General features: G+C 40.4%; 21 protein-coding genes. 8 read left to right on the forward strand and 13 right to left on the reverse strand.

The genetic code is table 11. The annotated features are described in order from the left end of the window. Positions 1 to 4: 4 nt before the first annotated feature. The 9 genes from pal to aspS all read right to left on the reverse strand — a co-directional run bounded on the left by pal (position 5) and on the right by aspS (position 8935). The gene (gene pal / locus J8L98_RS13920) at positions 5 to 538 is read right to left on the reverse strand and encodes a peptidoglycan-associated lipoprotein Pal (protein ID WP_192507860.1); all 534 of its coding nucleotides are present in this window, start codon (positions 536 to 538) and stop codon (positions 5 to 7) included. Between the two features lie 38 nt (positions 539 to 576). Further along, positions 577 to 1935 (reverse strand): Tol-Pal system beta propeller repeat protein TolB, encoded by a 1359-nt coding sequence (tolB, locus tag J8L98_RS13925; protein WP_210996896.1) that lies wholly within the window; start codon positions 1933 to 1935, stop codon positions 577 to 579. Between the two features lie 9 nt (positions 1936 to 1944). Continuing rightward, complete coding sequence (gene tolA, locus J8L98_RS13930) at positions 1945 to 2877, reverse strand: cell envelope integrity protein TolA (protein WP_210996945.1); 933 nt, start codon at positions 2875 to 2877, stop codon at positions 1945 to 1947. Positions 2878 to 2885: 8 nt separating this feature from the next. Beyond that, positions 2886 to 3314, reverse strand: a complete 429-nt coding sequence (tolR, locus tag J8L98_RS13935; protein ID WP_192507862.1) for a protein TolR — start codon at positions 3312 to 3314, stop codon at positions 2886 to 2888. Then, positions 3301 to 4005: a protein TolQ gene (gene tolQ, locus J8L98_RS13940; RefSeq protein WP_210996897.1), complete on the reverse strand. Its 705-nt coding sequence runs from the start codon at positions 4003 to 4005 to the stop codon at positions 3301 to 3303. The genes tolR and tolQ overlap by 14 nt, the downstream gene beginning before the upstream one ends. An 848-nt stretch (positions 4006 to 4853) precedes the next feature. Then, complete coding sequence (gene ruvB / locus J8L98_RS13945) at positions 4854 to 5861, reverse strand: Holliday junction branch migration DNA helicase RuvB (RefSeq protein WP_192507864.1); 1008 nt, start codon at positions 5859 to 5861, stop codon at positions 4854 to 4856. Between the two features lie 6 nt (positions 5862 to 5867). After that, a complete protein-coding gene (gene ruvA, locus J8L98_RS13950) occupies positions 5868 to 6485 on the reverse strand; it encodes a Holliday junction branch migration protein RuvA (RefSeq protein ID WP_192507865.1) in 618 nt (205 codons plus the stop codon). Between the two features lie 5 nt (positions 6486 to 6490). Continuing rightward, positions 6491 to 7012 carry a crossover junction endodeoxyribonuclease RuvC gene (gene ruvC, locus J8L98_RS13955; protein WP_192507866.1) on the reverse strand — a complete coding sequence of 174 codons (522 nt, stop codon included), beginning with the start codon at positions 7010 to 7012 and terminating at the stop codon, positions 6491 to 6493. Positions 7013 to 7144: 132 nt separating this feature from the next. Further along, complete coding sequence (gene aspS / locus J8L98_RS13960) at positions 7145 to 8935, reverse strand: aspartate--tRNA ligase (protein WP_210996898.1); 1791 nt, start codon at positions 8933 to 8935, stop codon at positions 7145 to 7147. A 183-nt stretch (positions 8936 to 9118) separates the two neighbouring features. On the opposite strand from aspS, the gene J8L98_RS13965 reads away from it, so the two are divergent. Together J8L98_RS13965 and J8L98_RS13970 are read left to right on the forward strand one after the other, a co-directional pair. Further along, a complete protein-coding gene (locus tag J8L98_RS13965) occupies positions 9119 to 9967 on the forward strand; it encodes a DUF72 domain-containing protein (protein ID WP_210996899.1) in 849 nt (282 codons plus the stop codon). 70 nt (positions 9968 to 10037) lie between these two features. Next, a complete protein-coding gene (locus J8L98_RS13970; RefSeq protein WP_192507868.1) occupies positions 10038 to 10247 on the forward strand; it encodes a hypothetical protein in 210 nt (69 codons plus the stop codon). Between the two features lie 34 nt (positions 10248 to 10281). On the opposite strand, the gene J8L98_RS13975 is transcribed toward J8L98_RS13970, so the two are convergent. Then, positions 10282 to 10695, reverse strand: coding sequence for a GFA family protein (locus tag J8L98_RS13975; RefSeq protein ID WP_210996900.1), 414 nt, complete (start codon positions 10693 to 10695; stop codon positions 10282 to 10284). Between the two features lie 75 nt (positions 10696 to 10770). Between J8L98_RS13975 and J8L98_RS13980 the strand changes: the two genes are divergently transcribed. Next, positions 10771 to 11280, forward strand: a complete 510-nt coding sequence (locus tag J8L98_RS13980) for a YgjP-like metallopeptidase domain-containing protein (protein WP_210996901.1) — start codon at positions 10771 to 10773, stop codon at positions 11278 to 11280. Positions 11281 to 11467: 187 nt separating this feature from the next. Here the strand turns inward: J8L98_RS13980 and J8L98_RS13985 are convergent, their stop codons facing one another. After that, complete coding sequence (locus tag J8L98_RS13985) at positions 11468 to 12148, reverse strand: DUF3334 family protein (protein ID WP_192507871.1); 681 nt, start codon at positions 12146 to 12148, stop codon at positions 11468 to 11470. Between the two features lie 115 nt (positions 12149 to 12263). On the opposite strand from J8L98_RS13985, the gene cmoA reads away from it, so the two are divergent. From cmoA to J8L98_RS14010, 5 genes are all read left to right on the forward strand, one after another. Continuing rightward, positions 12264 to 12989: a carboxy-S-adenosyl-L-methionine synthase CmoA gene (cmoA, locus tag J8L98_RS13990; RefSeq protein ID WP_210996902.1), complete on the forward strand. Its 726-nt coding sequence runs from the start codon at positions 12264 to 12266 to the stop codon at positions 12987 to 12989. 10 nt (positions 12990 to 12999) lie between these two features. Beyond that, a complete protein-coding gene (gene cmoB / locus J8L98_RS13995) occupies positions 13000 to 13968 on the forward strand; it encodes a tRNA 5-methoxyuridine(34)/uridine 5-oxyacetic acid(34) synthase CmoB (protein WP_210996903.1) in 969 nt (322 codons plus the stop codon). 314 nt (positions 13969 to 14282) lie between these two features. After that, the gene (purM, locus tag J8L98_RS14000; RefSeq protein WP_192507874.1) at positions 14283 to 15335 is read left to right on the forward strand and encodes a phosphoribosylformylglycinamidine cyclo-ligase; all 1053 of its coding nucleotides are present in this window, start codon (positions 14283 to 14285) and stop codon (positions 15333 to 15335) included. Continuing rightward, the gene (gene purN, locus J8L98_RS14005) at positions 15335 to 15982 is read left to right on the forward strand and encodes a phosphoribosylglycinamide formyltransferase (RefSeq protein WP_192507875.1); all 648 of its coding nucleotides are present in this window, start codon (positions 15335 to 15337) and stop codon (positions 15980 to 15982) included. The genes purM and purN overlap by 1 nt, the downstream gene beginning before the upstream one ends. Then, on the forward strand, positions 15927 to 16682 hold the full coding sequence (locus tag J8L98_RS14010; protein WP_210996904.1) for a DUF3108 domain-containing protein: 756 nt from the start codon (positions 15927 to 15929) through the stop codon (positions 16680 to 16682). The genes purN and J8L98_RS14010 overlap by 56 nt, the downstream gene beginning before the upstream one ends. Positions 16683 to 16812: 130 nt before the next feature. Here J8L98_RS14010 and J8L98_RS14015 read toward each other — a convergent pair whose 3' ends face one another. Further along, positions 16813 to 17577, reverse strand: coding sequence for a class II glutamine amidotransferase (locus J8L98_RS14015; protein WP_192507877.1), 765 nt, complete (start codon positions 17575 to 17577; stop codon positions 16813 to 16815). A gap of 341 nt (positions 17578 to 17918) precedes the next feature. Further along, a complete protein-coding gene (locus tag J8L98_RS14020; RefSeq protein WP_210996905.1) occupies positions 17919 to 20075 on the reverse strand; it encodes a tetratricopeptide repeat protein in 2157 nt (718 codons plus the stop codon). Positions 20076 to 20214 lie beyond the last annotated feature (139 nt).

Raw genomic sequence — 20214 nt, forward strand, 5'->3', positions numbered from 1 at the left:
CAAATTAGTAAACTAAAACCGCACGACGGTTTTTAGCAAAAGCTTCTTCAGTGCGAGATTTAACCATTGGTTTTTCTTCACCATAACTCACAACTGAAATTTGGCTGTCAGACACACCTAAGCTTTGTAGGTATTTAGCAACCGCTTTGCCACGGCTTTCACCAAGCGCAATATTGTACTCTGGCGTACCACGCTCATCAGCATGACCTTCAACCAATACTTTTACACTTGGGTTTTTAACCAAGAAGTCAGCATGTGCTTGTAAAAGCTCAGCATACGCACCCTGCACTGTTGATTTATCAAAATCAAAGTAGATGATTTGCTCTTGACGAAGCGCTTCATATTTTTCACGAAGCTTTTCTTCTGCTGATTTAACGCGTGAAATAGTATTCACGTCAACGTTATTATTTTCTTGTGTTGCTGCTTGGTTGCTTTCATTTGCAGCACTTTCGTCTACACTTGAAGATGAGCTACACGCGGCCAGCGTCATTACTGGCAAAGCCACTAATAAAGCTTTTAATGTTTTGTTAAGTTGCATCGAGTATATTCCTATATCTTAAATTCTAACCAGCAAAATTACTGTAAAAATGGCGACCAGGCAGGAGCTTTCACTTGCCCATCAGAAACCGGAAGTCGCGCTTTAAACCGCCCATCCATAGACACCAAAGCCAATACCTGCTTATTGTTATGCAGCGTACTATAAATAATCATCGAGCCATTTGGCGCTACGCTCGGAGATTCGTCTAAACGGGTTCGCGTTAATACTTGAAACAGTCCAGATCTCAATTCTTTTTTAGCAATATGATACTTACCAATTGTTCGATTTACCATCACAAGATGCTTCCCATCAGGGGTAACCGAACCGGCTAAATTCATATCGCCGTCAAAGGTAATACGCTTTGACCTACCAGTTTGTAAATTTAACTTATAAATCTGGGCATTACCACCCCTTTCAGACGTATACACAATATCTTTGCCATTTGGGTGCCAACTTGGCTCAGTATCTATACTACGATGACGTGTCAAACGGCGTTCTGTGCGTGTTTGCAAGTTATATTGATAAACCTCTGTGGCCCCTCCCTCATCTTTGGATAGTACAATTAATAATTGCTTTCCATCAGGAGAAAACTGTGGCGCACCATTAATACCTGGGTAACTCGTGATGAGATCTCGCTTACCAGTATAAATATCTTGCACATAGATTTGTGATTGGCGATTTTCAAACGTAACATATGCTAATTTGTTGGCATCAGGTGACCATGACGGCGACATCAAAGGTTCTTTAGAACGTAATAACACCTGCTCGTTAAACCCATCATAATCTGCAACAACTAACTGGTAAGGCTTATCTGCCTCGTCGCGCACAATCACGTAGGCAATTTTAGTCCGAAATGCACCTCGTTCCCCTGTAAGTGACTCATACACAACATCACTGATTTGATGCGCATATTGCCTAAAACCGTCACTGGATATCACACTTTGTCGTGCTTCTTGCACATGATCTTGGCTTTTCATCAGTTGACCATTACTCATCATGCGTGTCTCTCCGCCGGTGATCTGTGCCCGGATCACATCAATTAATTCATACTTGATCAAATAACGCCCACCGGGTTGCTGTGTCACGGTGCCAACAATAACCGCTTCAACCCCTTTATTAACCCAAGCGCTATAGTCCACTTCTTCATCTGTGCTTGGCAATTGAGGAAGTTCAGTAAACGACAGAGGCTTAAATTTACCACTGCGTGTTAAATCAGCTGCAATGACTTCGCTCACTCGCATCGGTTTTTCACCAACACCTTCATATTTAAAAGGCACAACAGCGATGGGCCGAGCACTATCAACGCCCTCGGTAATCACAATTTCAAGCGCGGCATTTGCCAGCCCTTGCATGCCAAAAGCAACAATAACTAATAATGCTTTTATCCGGTTGAACATAGACTTCCTTTATAAATTGGGTTTAATTGTTAGATTAATGTTCTTAAGCTGCTCGAAAACATCTTTTTCTTTCGAAACTGGTAATGTATCAGCCATACGCACCGCGCGCAGTGCCGCTTCACAAACCAATTTATCACCACCAAGCGAGCGTGTATCTGTAACTAGGCCGTTAAACCCTAGTCGAATATTCACTCGACACTGCTTGCCTTTCATTTTTTCGTCTATCAGTAAATTAGCTTGGATACGTTGCATTATGAGTGCGCGGTATTTATCAACTTCTGATAATACTTGTTGTTTTCGTAATTTATTACGTGCAGCTTGCTCTTGTGCTAGTTGCTCCTGCATTAACTGCTCTTGCAATGCCTTTTGACGCGCTTTTTCTGCAGCTTCTGCTTTTCTTTTCTCTTGTGCTTCACGAAGTTTACGGGCATCTTCTGCTTTTTTCAGTGCATCTTCTTCAGCTTTACGCTTGGTTGATGCCGCTTTAGCCGCTTTCTCTGCCGCTAATTTTTCAGCACGCGCTTTATCTGCTTGAGCACGTTGCTTTTTCTCAACTTCTCGGGCTTTCTTCGCTTGCGCTTCCGCTTTTTTCTTTTCCGCCACTTTTGCTTTGCGTTGCTGTTCTAGCTTTTTAATTCTGCGAGCTTCTGCTTCTCTGTCTTTTCTTGCTTGACTTGCCCGTCGCTCTAAATCTCTGATACGTTTTTCTTCAGCGCGCTTTTTGTTCTGCTCTTGCTTTTTCAACTCAGCAATTTTCTTTTCCACAGCACTTTGATCAACAGAAATTGCTGAGACGACTTTCTCTTCCCTAGGCTCACTCAGCTCAGGGTTTAAAGTCACTTCCATTACCGTTGGTTCTGGGGTATGAAAGTTGGCGGACGCAAAAAGCATTCCCGCCAAAGCAAAATGCAGTAACACTGATTTTATAATTCCGCTTTGCAATGCTCCCATTAGCTTTCCTCAAAAGATTTCGTCATAAGACCAACCGACGGCACACCTGCATTTTTAAGAAAATCCATCAACAATAACACTTCTTGATAAGATACATGCCCAGAACCTTTAATCATGACCGGTGTATCTGGGTTTTGTTGTAGCTTTAGTTTAATAACAGCCGCCACTTCAACCGCATCCATCGGCGCTTCTGGATCAGTGCCCACGCTTACAAAGTACCTGCCTTCGGCATCAATCGATGCAATAATCGGTGGCGCATCTTTTGTTTCAACTAAATCAGACTCTTGCATTTGAGGCAAATCGACCTTAACACCATGGGTAATAAGGGGGGCCGTAGCCATAAATATGATCAGTAGGACCAACATCACATCGATGTAGGGCACCACGTTAATCTCTGCTACGGGGCGGCGCTTTTTACGCTGATACATGTTGCTTTACCTCAGCAGAGCTTGCAGCTTGGCGGTGCAGTATATTGGCAAACTCTTCCATAAAGTTAATGTATTGAGTCTCAAGCTTCTCAACATTTTTTGCAAACTTGTTATAAGCCATAACCGCAGGAATTGCCGCAAATAAACCCATGGCAGTTGCGATAAGTGCTTCTGCAATACCCGGCGCAACCATTTGCAAAGTGGCTTGTTTTACTTCACCCAATGCAATAAACGCATTCATGATCCCCCACACAGTACCAAATAAGCCAACATAGGGGCTAATAGAGCCAACTGTGGCTAAAAAAGACAAACTTGATTCTAACTTTTCCACTTCACGAGATAACGCCACCCGCATCGAGCGATGCGTGCCTTCAATTACAAGCCCAGTCGAGTGAGTGCTGTTTTTCTTATGTCTTGCAAACTCTTTAAAGCCAGATACAAATAACGCTTCTAACCCCTCAGGGTTCCCTACTCTCGCCGTCACTTCATTATAAAGCTTGCTCAAGTCCATCCCGGACCAAAATTTTTGTTCAAACCTTTTCGCATCTACCATCGCGTTTGAGATAATTGACCTACGCTGAAATATAATCGCCCAAGACGCAATAGACATGCCTACAAGTGCCAACATCACAAGTTGAACTAGCACACTGGCTTTTAAAATAAGATCAACAAAATTTAGTCCCGATTCCACGTTATTATACTCCTAAGAAATGGTGTGTCGGATATAGATACCCGTACAATTCGTTACAACATTGACTGTAAGCGACTATAAAGGTTCAGTTAGTTTACCCACACATAGTTACGCTGACAATCTCATTACCATGAAATTACGCTAATTGGCGATAAACCAACCGAAAAATAACATTTACTACATAAAGACACTACAGGTAGTTAATTTAATCAAAATGTACCGTGAATAATAAACGCGTATTTATGAATGCTAGCTGCATAAAACATTTAGTTTATGCACTTATTAAGAATAAACCATCAAAAACACAATGGTAATACCAATTAACAACAAATAAACTAATACACCAAACAAAAAACAAATATAGATAAACGAATGATTATCAATAGGTTAGGTTAATTTATTGATTAATCATTCACCACCAAACAAAATTTAAAAACCAACCAGATTAAAAAATCTAATGTGAAAAAATAATTTTTCTAGTTTGATGTATTCCTAAAACCTCTTTAATATACACCCTGTACTGAGCACACAGCATCTATATATGCAAAAGCACAGTTGCTAGCAATAGGATTCTGATTTGTCGTATTGCTGTGATAAGAGCGCTAAGGATAAAACCTGAGTTAACTTATCAACCCCTGGATTACTTCCTTCAACTTGTTGTTTTGCCCGCATTTTTTGCGGGCTTTTTTTTGTCCAAAATTCCGTTTTTTTGGCTCAACTCCCCTATATTCATACTTAAACCTCTGAAAATTAAAAATTAAGCCCAAAGGTAACTAACCTATGTCTAAAATCAAAAAACTCAGCAAATAGCTGAGTTTTCCATTGTTTAGTGTTTGCCTCGTACACCTTTACCTATCAGGTATAACCAAATCAAAATGTAAGTATGCCGCATTGGAGGCAATACGCCCTCTTGGCGTACGTTGAATAAAACCCTGCTGAATTAAAAATGGTTCTATAACATCTTCAATGGTTTCACGCTCTTCACCAATGGCTGCCGCTAAATTATCTAAGCCAACAGGGCCCCCCATAAACTTCTCAATTATGGACATCAGATACTTGCGATCCATATAATCAAAACCACGCTTATCAACATCCACCATCTCTAATGCTAAATTCGCAATATCGGCACTTACCTTGCCATCACCTTTAACCTGTGCATAATCTCTTACACGTCGTAACAAGCGATTCGCAATACGAGGCGTCCCTCTGGAGCGACGCGCGACTTCATCGGCACCTTCAGGGCTTATTCCTAAATCTAAGTAAAATGCAGAGCGAGAAATAATAGTAGACAAATCAGGAACTGAATAAAACTCCAGTCGCTGAACTATACCAAATCGATCTCGTAAAGGAGACGTTAATGAGCCAGCTCTGGTTGTAGCACCAATTAATGTAAAAGGTGGTAATTCTAACTTAATAGAACGTGCCGCAGGTCCTTCCCCAATCATAATATCTAATTGGTAATCCTCCATGGCTGGATACAGTATTTCTTCCACTTGCGGGCTTAATCTGTGTATTTCATCTATAAATAACACATCACCTTCTTCAAGGTTCGTCAATAAAGCAGCCAGATCTCCTGCTTTTTCAAGTACCGGTCCAGATGTCGCTTTAATATTGACATCGAGTTCGTTTGCGACAATGTTTGCCAATGTCGTTTTGCCCAAACCTGGAGGACCGAAAATCAATAAATGATCTAAAGCTTCCTCTCTTGAGCGAGCGGCCTCAATAAAAATGGCCATTTGCTTTTTTACATGGTCTTGACCCGTATAATCGGCAAGTAATTTGGGCCTAATTGCCCTATCCACATTATCTTCATTGCCTTGAGCTTCAGGCTCAATTAATCGGTCTGCTTCTATCATGGGTTATCACATCATTGACTTAAGAGCTTCTTTTATCAGTGTTTCAGTCCCCATTTCTGGTTTTGAAACGGCCTTCACTGCTTTTTGTGCTTGTGCTAATTTATAACCTAAAGCCAGTAATGCAGCAACGGCATCATCTGCCGGAGTATCTTGAACTGTCGGGTTTTCTTGTGGAGCAATAACCGCACCATCACTGAATGGGGTTAGTAAATCGTGACCAAAATTCTTAAGTCTATCCTTCATTTCAAGCACCAAACGTTCTGCTGTCTTTTTACCAACACCCGGGATCTTAACAAGCGTTGTTGCATCTTCGTTATTTACACAATGGATAAATTGCTCTGCAGACATACCTGACAAAATCGCCAAGCCAAGTTTGGGCCCAACCCCGTTGGCTTTAATTAATTCACGAAATAACGCTCGTTCTTTTTTATGATTAAACCCAAACAATAACTGTGCATCTTCTCTGACGACAAAGTGTGTGTAAATCGCAGCCGATTCACCGCAGTTTGGTAACTCATAAAAACACGTCATTGGCATTTGTACTTCATAACCAACACCCGATACATCAAGCAATATTTCAGGCGGCTGCTTTTCTAATAAAGTCCCACTTAGTCTTCCAATCATTTACTTTACCTCAATCTTCGGCGCACAGTTTTTGTTGCACTACCAGCCAAACGAATTAAACTTTGCTCTGAGTGAGCATGACAAATAGCAATTGCTAATGCATCTGCAGCATCAGCTTGTGGTGTACCTGGCAATTTTAAAATGCGTTTTACCATTTCTTGGACTTGTTCTTTTTTAGCCCCACCGTTACCTACTACAGCTTGTTTCACTTGCCTAGCAGAGTATTCATGCACTGCTATATCCTGCATCGCTGCGGCCACAATAGCGGCACCTCGCGCTTGACCGAGTTTTAGGGCTGAATCTGGATTATGTGCCATAAACACTTGTTCAATAGAGAAACTGTCTGGTTGAAACTGCTCTATTAACTGCGTCACACCTTGATAAATCATTTTTAAACGGGTCGGAAAATCAAACTCACCTATTTTTATACAACCACTACCCAAATACTGAAATTTACTCCCCTGATGCACTATTACACCATAACCTGTAAATCGAGAGCCGGGGTCAATACCCAAAATAGTTGCCAAAGCATAATCCTACATCGTTTTTTTGCATCATGCCAAAATACTGTATGAATTACCAGTTAAATACGTCAACCCTCAACAAAAAGGCGACTATATCTAGTCGCCTTTTTTGGTACTCGTATTCCTTAATAACGGTTACTCACCGTCAGATTGAACTACTTCTTTTTCAACCTTTGCTACTGCAATTGCCAACTCTTTTAGCGAATCTGGATTTGCAACGCTTGGTGCATCTGTTAATAGACAAGATGCTTGTGTAGTTTTAGGAAACGCAATCACATCACGAATATTATCCGTCCCGCACAGCAGCATAACTAAACGATCTAAACCAAATGCCAAGCCAGCATGTGGTGGTGTACCGTACTTCAGTGCATCTAGTAAGAATCCGAACTTATCCTGTTGCTCTTGCTCTTCAATACCTAAAATTCTAAACGCTGCTTCTTGCATATCGGCAGTATGAATACGAACCGAACCACCGCCCACTTCATACCCATTGATTACCATGTCATAGGCATCAGAAATAGCGCCAGCTGGCGCTGATTCTAATTCTTGAGCAGAAATATCTTTTGGTGCAGTAAATGGGTGATGAACCGCATGTAATGTGCCTTCATCGTCTTCTTCAAACATCGGGAAGTCAACCACCCATAGTGGCGCCCACTTATCTAAATGAGTGAGTTCTAGGTCTAGACCTACCTTTAGGCGCAATGCGCCCATTGCTTCATTAACAACATTACGCTTATCTGCGCCAAATAAAATAATATCGCCAGTTTGTGCGTTAGTACGCTCAAGTAAAGCATTGATCACTTCTTCATTTAAAAATTTAGCAATTGGTGACTGAACCCCTTCAATGCCCGCATCACGGTCATTTACTTTCATCCAAGCAAGACCTTTCGCACCGTAAATACCAACAAACTTAGTGTATTCATCAATTTGCTTTCGAGAAAGTTTGGCACCACCAGGTACAGTTAACACTGCAACACGGCCTTTTTCGTCGTTTGCAGGTGCCGCTAGGACTTTAAATTCAACATCCTTGACTAAATCAGCAACATCTACCAATTCCATCGGATTCCGTAAATCAGGCTTATCAGAGCCAAAACGACGCATTGCTTCGCTATATGGCATAACAGGAAATGCACCTAGGTCCACATTAAGGAGATCTTGCCACATTTCAGTCACTAAACGCTCTGTCATAGCACGCACTTGATCTGAGCTCATAAACGATGTTTCTAAATCGATTTGAGTGAACTCTGGCTGGCGGTCTGCGCGCAAATCTTCATCACGGAAACACTTTACTATTTGATAATAACGATCAAAACCCGACATCATCAGCAACTGTTTAAACAGTTGTGGTGACTGTGGTAGCGCGTAAAAGCTGCCTTTATGCACACGGCTTGGTACTAAATAATCACGCGCACCTTCAGGTGTTGCTTTCGTTAATACCGGCGTTTCAATATCAAGGAAGTCATTTCCATCTAAGAATCGACGAACAAAGCTACTGGCTTTTGCTCTTAGCTTAATACGGTCGCTCATCTCCAAACGACGAAGGTCTAAATAACGGTACTTTAAACGGCGCTCTTCTGAGTTTTGTTGATTAAAATCTAGTGGTAATGGTTCTGAGCGGTTTATTATGTTCAAACCTGTACCAAGTATTTCAACTTCACCTGTTGCCATATCTTTATTTACTTGGCTATCAGGGCGCGCTCGAACCGTACCTTTTACCTGCACACAAAATTCTTGACGAAGTGTATTTGCAGTGTCCATTAACCCTTCTATTTCTGGGTCAAACACCACTTGAACTAGGCCTTCACGATCTCGTAAATCGATAAAGATTAAACCACCTAGATCACGGCGTTTGTTTATCCAGCCACATAGTTCTACTTCTTCGCCAACATGGCTTTTATTTAAGTTCCCACAATATATCGAGCGCATAGTATTCCTGTTAGTCGGCTGCATCGTGCTGCAACCAATAAGGTTAATTTGAAAAAATTACCGCCAATTATATAAAATTCCCCCTTAAAGTCATCCTTGATCGACACAAGTATGCAAATTTCCCATCGATTAATGTGTTTTGATACAATTAATATACTTTATCGTTCACGGATCTTGTATTTTATGCTTTATATTGGGTGCCCTCAGTGGAGTTCAGCACATTGGAAAGGTCGATTTTTCACACGTGACTGTCAACCAAAACAGATGCTCGAGCAATACAGTCACATTTTTAACTCAGTAGAAGGCAATACTAGCTTTTACGCAGATCCAACCCCTGAGACAGTTCTCAAGTGGCAAAAAAACGTACCAGAGCACTTTAAGTTTACCTTTAAAATACCGCGACGCTTTTCCCACGATATGGCATTACAGCATTGTCAAAGTGAGTTACTCGCGTGGCTTACACTATTTGAGCCCTTGTATCAAAACATCGGCCAAATTATGCTGCAGCTACCTAAAAGCTGTAGCCCTGATTTTCTCGCCACCATTAATAGCTTCACTCGCTTATTACCTAGCGACCTACCGTTAGGCATTGAAGTTCGCCACCTCGGCTTTTTTGATAAGGGAGAGAATGAAATGCGATTTAATCAGTTTTTAATGACACAAAAATACAACCGGATCATGATGGATACTCGCCCACTTTTTAGCGAACCACCCAATACTGCAGCTATCATTGATGCACAAAGAAAGAAGCCGAAAGTCCCCCTCCATGTTATAGCCACTGCAAATGCCCCTATTATTCGATATGTTGGCTGCTCCGACTTAGCAGCAAATAGAAAGCTCTATCACCCGTGGTTAGATAAAATTAGAGGCTGGTTAAACGAGGGTAAAACACCCTATTTGTTTTTTCATACTGCCGATAATTTTGATGCGCCATTGTTGGCCAAACAATTTATCGTCGATTTAGCACACCCTGCTGCGATATTAGGGGACTTCCCCGCAAACTTGGAACCCAGTCAAAATGACTTATTCTGATTTAACATTGCTTTTTCAAGTGCAACATGCATAAACTGCTCTTGAATAAAAAAACATCAAGGAAATAGACATGTTATTAAAACTACAAAAAAAGAACATTAAAACACTATCTCAAGATACAAATTTACTCCCAAGTGCTGCGACGAAAAAGGTGGCCGGCGGTATTTCTGCTGATCACATCTGCTGCACTGATGAAACACGACAAGCAAATGCACACCTCATTCAACGAGGCGGTAATTCACGCGCATCAGATTGCTGTACATTAGAGACTGAACATTAATCATGTTACCCCAAAATAGCTCACAGCAAGTGGGCTATTTTATGCTTCTAGTCGCTTCAAACCTGTCATTTAAAGGTAAATCCGCATTAATCTCATCCCAATCAGCTTTAGATGTCACAAAGTTGTGAGATATGGGCCGCTCACTTATTGGTGAATCTAAGATCCCCAATCGCAGCCTCACCTTCTTCGTATTCTCTGCGTTAGAACTATATAAGGGTGATGCACAATGACGACAAAAATGGCGCTTCCTACCAGTTTTAAACTCAAAATGCGCTATGTGATTAATGCCTTGCGTAATTTTAAACTGTTCAGTGTCTACGAAGCCATTGGTAGCATACGCACTCCCTGTAGACTTTCGACATAAAGAACAATGACAATGAATAATGTCGGTAATAGCGCCATGTATTTCTATTTTTACGGCACCACATAAACAACTCGCGTTATACATATTAATTAAAACTACTCGTTTTCTGAATATTCAATAGCATATAATACCACTGACTTTTAGCCAACCTGCCGTTTTATGAACTTTTTAGATTATTTTCAACATTACCCTGACAACATTCAGCAACAAGTAGCACAACTCATCAGCTCAAACAAACTCGTGGATTACTTTAAAAATAAGTACCCCACTGCGCATCAGCTAAAGTCTGAAAAACACCTATTTGAGTACACTAATCGTTTTAAACAACGATATTTAAAAAATGCACCAAAATTGTCAAGCGTCGGTTATAAAAAACAAAAAGACTTAGTGCAAAACGCACTTGGTACACATACCTTTAAACGCCAACAACACGGAGGGAAACTCAAAGCCAAACACGAAATTGCCATTGCCGAACAGCTCAAATGTGCCCCTGAGCCGCTCCTAAAAATGCTGATTATTCATGAATTAGCGCACTTTAAAGAAAAAGATCATAACAAAGCTTTTTATCAGCTATGTTGTCATATGGAGCCTGATTACCATCAATTAGAATTGGACTTACGTTTATTTTTGGTACTACAAAAACAAGGTTTAAGCTTTTATGGCAAGTAACTTAACGTAAAAAGCCAACATGCCCCAAGAACATAGCTCACATTCACCCATGAATGACAAGCCCTAAACTGACAAAGCTGCTCGATAACAAAAAGTGCATCTCACCTTTGTGTTAAAAAACAGCTTTATTAAAATTACCTTAAAAATCAATTACTAACCATTTACAAACAACTGGGCTTGAGCCACTTTATAACCCAAGTTCCGCCATAAAGTCATCATCACTGTCTATTTCTTCAGGCGCCGCCGACTTTTTATTTTTACTCTCAGCAGCTTGATTAGCAATAATTGCATCTGGGTCCGCAGCTTCAGCAATATCAAAATCATGTAATTTAATAAACTCAGTTTTATCCATCGCAAGCTCTAAATAAAATATATTTTGGTTTTGTGTGGTAAATGTCACGCGACGTGCTTGCGGTCTATCCATGGTTGTATCAACAGAAATTTGCACTTGTTTATTTATTGCCATCATTTTTGGCTGGTTTTGCGTGATAGATGTGTGTAGCTGCGTACGCACTTTACCTGTAAAATCACCCACAATTTGGTTCATCAACTCACCCATCACATTTGATACATCATCAGATAAGTGACTATGTGCTATTTCTTCTTCAGGCATACCCATGTTACGCATATAATCTTGATAAATTTCCATTGCCGATTGCGCGGTAAAGTTAGTCACTACCAACCCCGTAAAACCGCCATCAAACAACACAAAACAGCCTATATCTGGGCGCATACACGTACGCGTGATTTTTTGAACCATTGCTGAATAAGCAATTTTATTGCCACTTGCGGAAGACAATACTTCAGTCACCGAGTTGCACAATGTGGATAGGATATCTTCTGTGCTAATCACTTTATTTCTCGCCATTTTTAGTCTCTTTTTTACTTCTTATCATTAATAGTAGCCAAGCTACTGAAATTATCACTGACTATCCAGTATAAAATGCTAAAATAGCGAGATTATTTAGAAAGAGAGATAAATTGTGACTGGCAAAGACAGTATTTATGCCACCGAGCAACAAATAAAAGACTTTAGCTTCGACGAAAACGTGGTTGAAGTATTCCCAGATATGATCCAGCGTTCAGTCCCTGGTTACGCGACAATCGTAAGTACGATGGGTAAACTCGCGGGTCAATATGCACAAAGTAATTCAAATCTATATGATTTAGGGTGCTCACTTGGCGCCGTTACGTTAAGCATGCGCCGTAATATCGAAAAGCAAAATTGCCAAATCATTGCCGTCGATAACTCAAAAGCCATGGTTGAGCGTTGTCAGCTGCATTTAAAAGGCTTTAAATCTGATGTGCCGGTTAATGTGGTATTAGGTGATATCACCGAGCTTACATTAGAAAATGCCAGTGTAATAGCGTTAAATTTTACCTTACAGTTTATTCCGCAAGAGCAGCGTGAAGCTGTGCTTAAACACATTTATGCGAGCTTGAAACCTGGTGGGGTATTATTGTTAAGTGAAAAAGTGAAAGGTGAAAATGATTTAACTGATAATTTACTCATTGATTTGCATCACGATTTTAAACGTCACAACGGTTACTCCGAATTAGAAATAAGTCAAAAGCGTACCGCCATAGAAAATGTTATGCGCCCTGACCCCCTATCAACACACATTGAGCGATTACATAATATTGGTTTTAGCCAAACACAAGTTTGGTATCAATGCTTTAACTTTTGCTCACTCGTGGCTATCAAATAACGGAGTCCTTATGAATTCTTGGTTTACAGACTTTTATGCCGCCATTGCGAAAACCGCTTTGAGTCATTGGTTAGAAACACTACCAGCACAATTAAGTCATTGGCAAAAAGAAGCGCAGCACGGGGACTGGCCCAAGTGGGAAAAAGTACTCAAAAATCTGCCTGAATCAAATACACAGCACATCAATGTAACAGATAAAGTCGAGTTCGGGTTAGCCAACGAGCTCTCAGACGGCCATACCAAGCAATTAACCCATTTGCTAAAGAAAATGATGCCGTGGCGAAAAGGTCCTTTTAATATTCATGGTATTCATATTGATACCGAATGGCGTAGCGATTGGAAATGGGATCGACTGGTTGAGCATATCAGTCCGTTACAAGGGCGCACTGTGCTCGATATTGGCTGTGGTTCTGGCTATCATTTATGGCGTATGCGTGGTGCGGGAGCAAACTTCGTTGTGGGTATTGATCCTTCAGATTTATTCCTATCACAATTTCAAGCGATTAAGCACTTCAACCCAGATCCAAGTGTTCATTTACTGCCATTAGGGGTTGAACAACTACCTGCATTGAAAAGTTTTGATACGGTATTCTCTATGGGTGTACTGTATCACCGACGCTCTCCGATCGACTTTTTATCACAACTGAAAGCACAATTACGTCCCGGTGGCGAACTCGTATTAGAAACACTCGTGATCAAAGGGGATGTGAATACGGTACTTGTACCAACTGATCGCTACGCTAAAATGCGTAATGTCTGGTTCATTCCAAGTACCGCAGCACTGACCCTATGGCTAGAGCGTGTTGGCTTCAAAGACGTGAATGTGGTGAATAACGATGTAACCTCACTTGATGAACAGCGTCAAACATCATGGATGGAAACCGAATCGTTAGCAGACTTTTTAGATCCTAACGATAATACCAAAACCATTGAGGGTTATCCTGCTCCTCTGCGTGCAATACTCACGGCTAAAGCGTAATCACCTAAATAAAATACAAGCTAACTCGCTCCCATGTATTTTATTGAGTCTGTAATTAAATGGTTTCATCTGTGTCTGCCATAAGGCACATATGAAACCCGACTTTCAATGGCCCTACTTTGTAAAGTACCACGATCACCCAAATCATATTTATAAGCTAATTCATTGTTATTAATAGTAAATATAGTAAAAGCAAATGCGTACAAGCACTTGCTGGTGGGATCAGTCATATTTACGCTAGCCGCCCCTAGTCAATTGTTGTAAAATACGCGCGTTTCTAAGCAATCCATAAAGCAATTTTTTGAGGAAAACCCGTGAGCGATCAAAAACAGTCTCTTAGCTACAAAGACGCAGGCGTAGATATTGATGCCGGTAATGCATTAGTTGAGCGCATTAAAGGCGTAGTGAAAAAAACTCGTCGTCCAGAAGTAATGGGTGGGATCGGTGGTTTTGGCGCACTGTGCGAACTTCCTACTGGTTATAAAGAGCCTGTACTAGTCGCTGGTACTGACGGCGTTGGCACTAAGCTTCGTCTAGCGATTGACCTAAAAAAACATGACACTGTAGGTATCGACCTTGTTGCCATGTGTGTAAACGATTTGATTGTCCAAGGTGCTGAACCCCTATTTTTCTTGGACTACTACGCAACTGGTAAATTAGATGTTGATACAGCAGCCGATGTAGTAACTGGTATTGGTAAAGGGTGTGAGCTGTCAGGTTGCGCACTGATCGGCGGTGAAACTGCTGAAATGCCTGGTATGTACGAAGGCGAAGATTATGACATGGCTGGTTTCTGTACTGGTGTTGTTGAAAAATCTAAAATTATTGATGGTACTAAAGTAGCTGCGGGCAACCAATTAATCGCACTTGCTTCTAGTGGTCCGCATTCAAACGGTTATTCTTTAATTCGTAAAGTACTTGAAGTGTCTGGTGCCGATACGAATGCCGAATTTGAAGGTAAAACGCTGGGCGAACACCTTCTTGAACCGACCCGTATTTACGTAAAATCAATTCTTGAATTACTAAAAGACGTTGACGTTCATGCTCTTTCGCATATTACAGGTGGTGGCTTTTGGGAAAATATCCCACGCGTGTTACCTGAATCAGCAAAAGCGGTAGTAAAAGGCGATAGCTGGGAATGGCCTGCAATCTTTAATTGGTTACAAGAAAACGGCAACATCAGTACGCACGAGATGTACCGTACATTTAACTGTGGCGTAGGTATGATCTTAGTGGTTCCTGCCGACAAATTAGCAGCAAGCCTTGACATACTTAACGCACAAGGTGAGCAAGCATGGCATATTGGTGAAATTCAAGATGCGACTGCTGGTGAAGAACAAGTAGAAATCGTTGCTGGTAAAGACTAATGACGCCATCTCGCTTAGTTGTATTGATCTCTGGCAGTGGCTCTAATTTACAAGCCATCATAGATGCTTGCCAAAACAACGATATTAATGGCGAGATCTGCGCTGTGATCAGCAATAAAGCTGATGCATATGGATTAGTTCGTGCTCAAAATGCAGGAGTAGAAACCTGCATTCTGAGCCATAAAGATTATCCATCGCGTGAAGACTATGATGTTGAACTGGCCGCATTAATTGACTCTTTTAATCCAGATTTAGTTGTATTAGCTGGATTTATGCGTATTCTAACCCCACACTTGGTGCAAAAATTTAAGGGAAAAATGTTGAACATTCATCCTTCTTTGTTGCCTAAGTATCAAGGGCTGAATACCCATCAAAGAGCAATAGATGCTAAAGACGATGTTCATGGTGTAAGCGTACACTTTGTAACGGAAGAGCTAGACGGTGGACCCGTTGTATTACAAGCTAAGGTACCTATCTTAGACAATGATACAGCAGACACACTCGCTAAGCGCGTTCATGAACAAGAGCATATTATTTATCCTTTGGTGGTCAAGTGGTTCAGCGAACACAGACTAACAATGGAAGCAGATTATGCCGTTTTTGATGACCAACCCCTTCCAATTCAAGGCACAGCGTACCCAGAATAAAAAAATTAGCGCTTGGCTTGTCGGGTTAAGCGCTTTCTTTTCATGCTCATTACTTGCAAATACACTCACTCCGTACCACGCAGAATACCAAATTCTTCGTAAAGGCTCTGTCCAAGGATCGGCCACTCGCGACCTCAGTAAAATTGATGAAAATACATATCAGCTAGAATATCAAAGTGATATTAAGTGGATGATCTTTAATGATAAACGCACAGAAATATCGATGTTTACGTTTGACAATAACCGCACCCAGCCCATTCATTATGATATGACTCGCAGCGGCACTGGGCCTGATAAAGAATATACAGTCAGTTTCGACCACACAAAGAAAACCATTACGTCAAACAAAAAGAAGTACCCACTTGATATTACGTGGCAAACCGAGCAACAAGATGCGCAAACCTATCAAATTCAACTACGTCGTGATATTAAAGCGGGAAAAACTAAGCTGAGTTACCCGATTGTGGATAAAAAAGGCAATCAGCGCAACTATGACTTTGAAGTTGAGGGTGAAGAGACCATCACCCTGCCCATAGGCAATGTCAAAACCATCAGAATAAAAAGGTTATATGACAACGATAAGCGTCAAGCAACGGTATGGCTGGCGCCAGAATATGATTATATGTTGGTAAAGATGTACAAAGGGAAAAAAGGCATTGAACAGTTTCAAGTTCAAATGACCAAGTACGACATTAAGTAAATGATTCAACATTGATACCGTAACTTGCTGAGTTGCGGTATCGTCTATTTTTATTGTCTCTAATTACACTAAACTAAAAAGATATAAATAGATATAAATAGATATAAATAGATATACGCCATGATAGCCGTTATATTTTTTCACCCAGTTTAAACAACACAAACTCACCGGGCTCCATTTTTTGCCATTGCTCATCATTGGTGAGTGGCCGCGTTGCAATTACACTCACTACATCATTTGGCGTGGTTTCTTCTTTAAAATCAACCACCATATCAGCATCAATCAAGGTGGCTTTGCCAAATGGCGCTCTACGAGTGATCCAATGCAGGTTATTGGTGCAATATGCCAGCACGTACACTCCATCAGTCAGTAGCATATTAAATACACCTTTGTCCTTCAATGTCGCCGCCAACTTAGCCGCATATCGAAAAACCACCGCCATATTTGAGGGTTTTTTCGGATACTTCTCTCTAATTTTATCTAGCAGCCAACAAAAAGCCAATTCGCTGTCTGTATTACCCACAGGGCGATAAAAGGATGGTTTCAGATCAGTGTAATTAGATAACTGCCCATTGTGTGCATAGGTGATCTCTCTTCCCCATAGCTCACGGGTAAAAGGATGAGTGTTTTCTAAACACACTCGGCCGCGATTGCCTTGGCGAATATGGCTAATAACCGACACACTCTTAATTGGGTAAGCTTTTACTAATTTGGCGATTTCAGATTGACAGCTTGGTTCAGGGTCTTTAAATGTACGACAGCCTTTGCCTTCGTAAAACGTGATCCCCCAGCCATCTTTATGCGGCCCCGTATTACCACCGCGCTCTAATAGGCCTGAAAAACTAAAACAGATATCTGTCGGTACATTCGCAGACATACCCAATAGCTCACACATTAAATAAAAACTCCTTTATAAACAGAACACAAAGAACAAGCTTTATACTTTTTATTTTTAAATGTCACAGTGAGTGTCATTGTTAAGTTTGTAGTATATATCTTGTGTAGCAATCGCTGTATTATCCCGTACTAATATAGCATCGTAAATACTCTATTTATTAGATAGATAAATTATTTAATGCACACCTTCCCCACACAATCTGTGGATAACTTCAGACATTCTCGGCTCACATTCGCTGTTTACATCATCACTTGTGCCTTTAAAACCTAAAAAATAGGCTTATTTTACCTCTATTTTCATAAAACTTACTAAGCCCTACATTGATAGCGCTAGTTGGGTTATAACTCATCTAAACGCTTTTGTGCTTGTGCCACTATTGCCGTTATTTCTGGGCTATTTGAATCACCATAGCGGCTGATGAGTCCCTCATAGGTTTTGATTGCATCATCTGGTAAGTTTAGTTGAACTTGCGAAATCCCTATATAAAGCATAGCTTTAGCAACTTTTTCTTGCACGACTTCGTTGTCTGATTCACCAAAATGGGCGATTAACTCTTCGTAGGTCTTAATTTCGTCTTTTGGCTGTTCTAACTGGCCTTGTGTGATCCCTTTATTAAGCATTGCTTTAGCAACTCGTTCTTGCACGGTTTCGTTGTCAGATTCACCAAAGTGGGCGATTAACTCTTCATAGGTCTTAATTTCTTCTTTTGGCTGTTCTAACTGGCCTTGTGTGATCCCTTTATTAAGCATTGCTTTAGCTACTCGCTCTAACACTGCTTCATTATCTGACCCTAAAAACTGAGTAATGAGTGTCTCATAGCTCTTAATTTCTTCTTTCGGCTGATTTAATTTACCGTGTACAACCCCTTTGTTAAGCAGCGCTTTCGCTACTCGCTCTAACACGGCTTCATTATCTGACTCTAAAAACTGAGTAATGAGTATCTCATAGGTCTTAATTTCCTCTTTTGACTGCTCTAACAACCCTTGTGTGATCCCTTTATTAAGCATCGCCTTAGCAATTCTTTCTTGCACTGCTGCATTGTCTGACTCTCTAAAACAAGTAATCAATTCCTCATAAGCCTTAATTTCTTCTTCCGACTGGTTTAATTTACCTAGTCTAATCCCTTTATTAAACATTGCTGTCGCAACTTGCTCTTGCAAAGCTTCATTGTCTGACTGACGAAAATCAGCAATGAGTGTATTATAAGTCTTAATGGCATCTTCAGACTGGTTTAATTTTCCTTGTCTAAACCCTTTATTAAGCATTGCCTTAGCAACTTGCTCTAGCACAGCTTCATTCTCGGACTCTCTAAACTGAGTGATGAGCGCTTCATAGCTTTTAATTGCATCGTCAAACTGCATTAATTCACTCTGTGCAATTCCTTTATTAAGCATCGCTTTAGCAACTGGTTTTTGCACTGCTTCATTCTCTACCTCTCTAAAGCGAGTAATTAACGTCTCATACGTTTTAATTGCGTCTATAGACTGATTTAATTGGCCTTGCGCCACGCCTTTATTAAACATTGCAACAGCCACTCGTTTTTGTATCGTGTCATTGTCGTTGTCAATGAACTGAGTAATGAGTTCATCATAGGTTTTAATTTCTGCTTCAGGCTGTGCGAGTTTATCAAGACATGTAGATTTATAAGACAGCGCACTTGCAAGGGTTAAGTCATCGACGCCCTCAAAAATATGTGAGGTTATAACATCCCATGCGATGATAGAAAGGCTAAATTGATTGTTAGAGAAAAGTTCAGTACCAATCTCAAGCCAGTCATCCTCATTCAAACGGGTATGTTCGAAACTTTTATACGTTAAGCTCTGTATATCAAGACTTAAAGAATCGATAAGTTTTGCTTTCACCTGTCTGATTTCAGAGAATTTTTGCATCCGCTCACTTTCATCACGTTCAAACTTATCAAACTTGCCTTTTAACTCTTGATTGATTTCTTGGAATGTTACTTGTGCTTGCGCTATTAATTCGTCACTGTTGTTTTTTAACCATTCTGACATATGTTTTTCTGAGGCGATGTTTGCTTCGCTTTTCGCTTTATAAATGGCAATAAATGAAGTAGAAAAACCTAAAATCAAAGCAATTATCGTTATCAGGATACTGTAAAAATTTAATTCATAAGATAAATCGGATATACGCCCATCAAAAACGTTCAATTCTTTATTTTGACTTTGTTCTTGCTTAGCAAGTTGAAAATTTAAAACCTTCTCTTGCTGAATAATCTGATTACTAATGCTGGCTAACTGTATTTTTAAATTAGTTTGTGTTTCTTCCAACTTTTTGAAGTCATCACCCAGTTGTTGTTTAATCCCTTTAGCATGGTCTTTTTGCTGTTTTAACTGTTCATCTAAAACGGCCATTTTTGTTTGAATTACGCTCAATTGCTGAGTGTATTTTTGACCCGCATTTTGCACAGGCTCATTTGCTGACGAAGTTTTCAGCAATATAAAACATAAACTTACGAGTAATAAAAAGAGGCGCATTCATCATCCTTATGGTGTGTTTATAATTGAATCGCGTTTATCAAACAGGCGCTTAATTTACTCTAAATACATGACTTAAAGCAAACTAAGTGACTGAAAATAAGGTTGTCTACCATATTATATTCGCTAAAAAACGCTC

Origin of the sequence: Pseudoalteromonas sp. MMG013 (assembly GCF_018100885.1) — a bacterium.
Lineage (GTDB): Bacteria > Pseudomonadota > Gammaproteobacteria > Enterobacterales > Alteromonadaceae > Pseudoalteromonas > Pseudoalteromonas aurantia.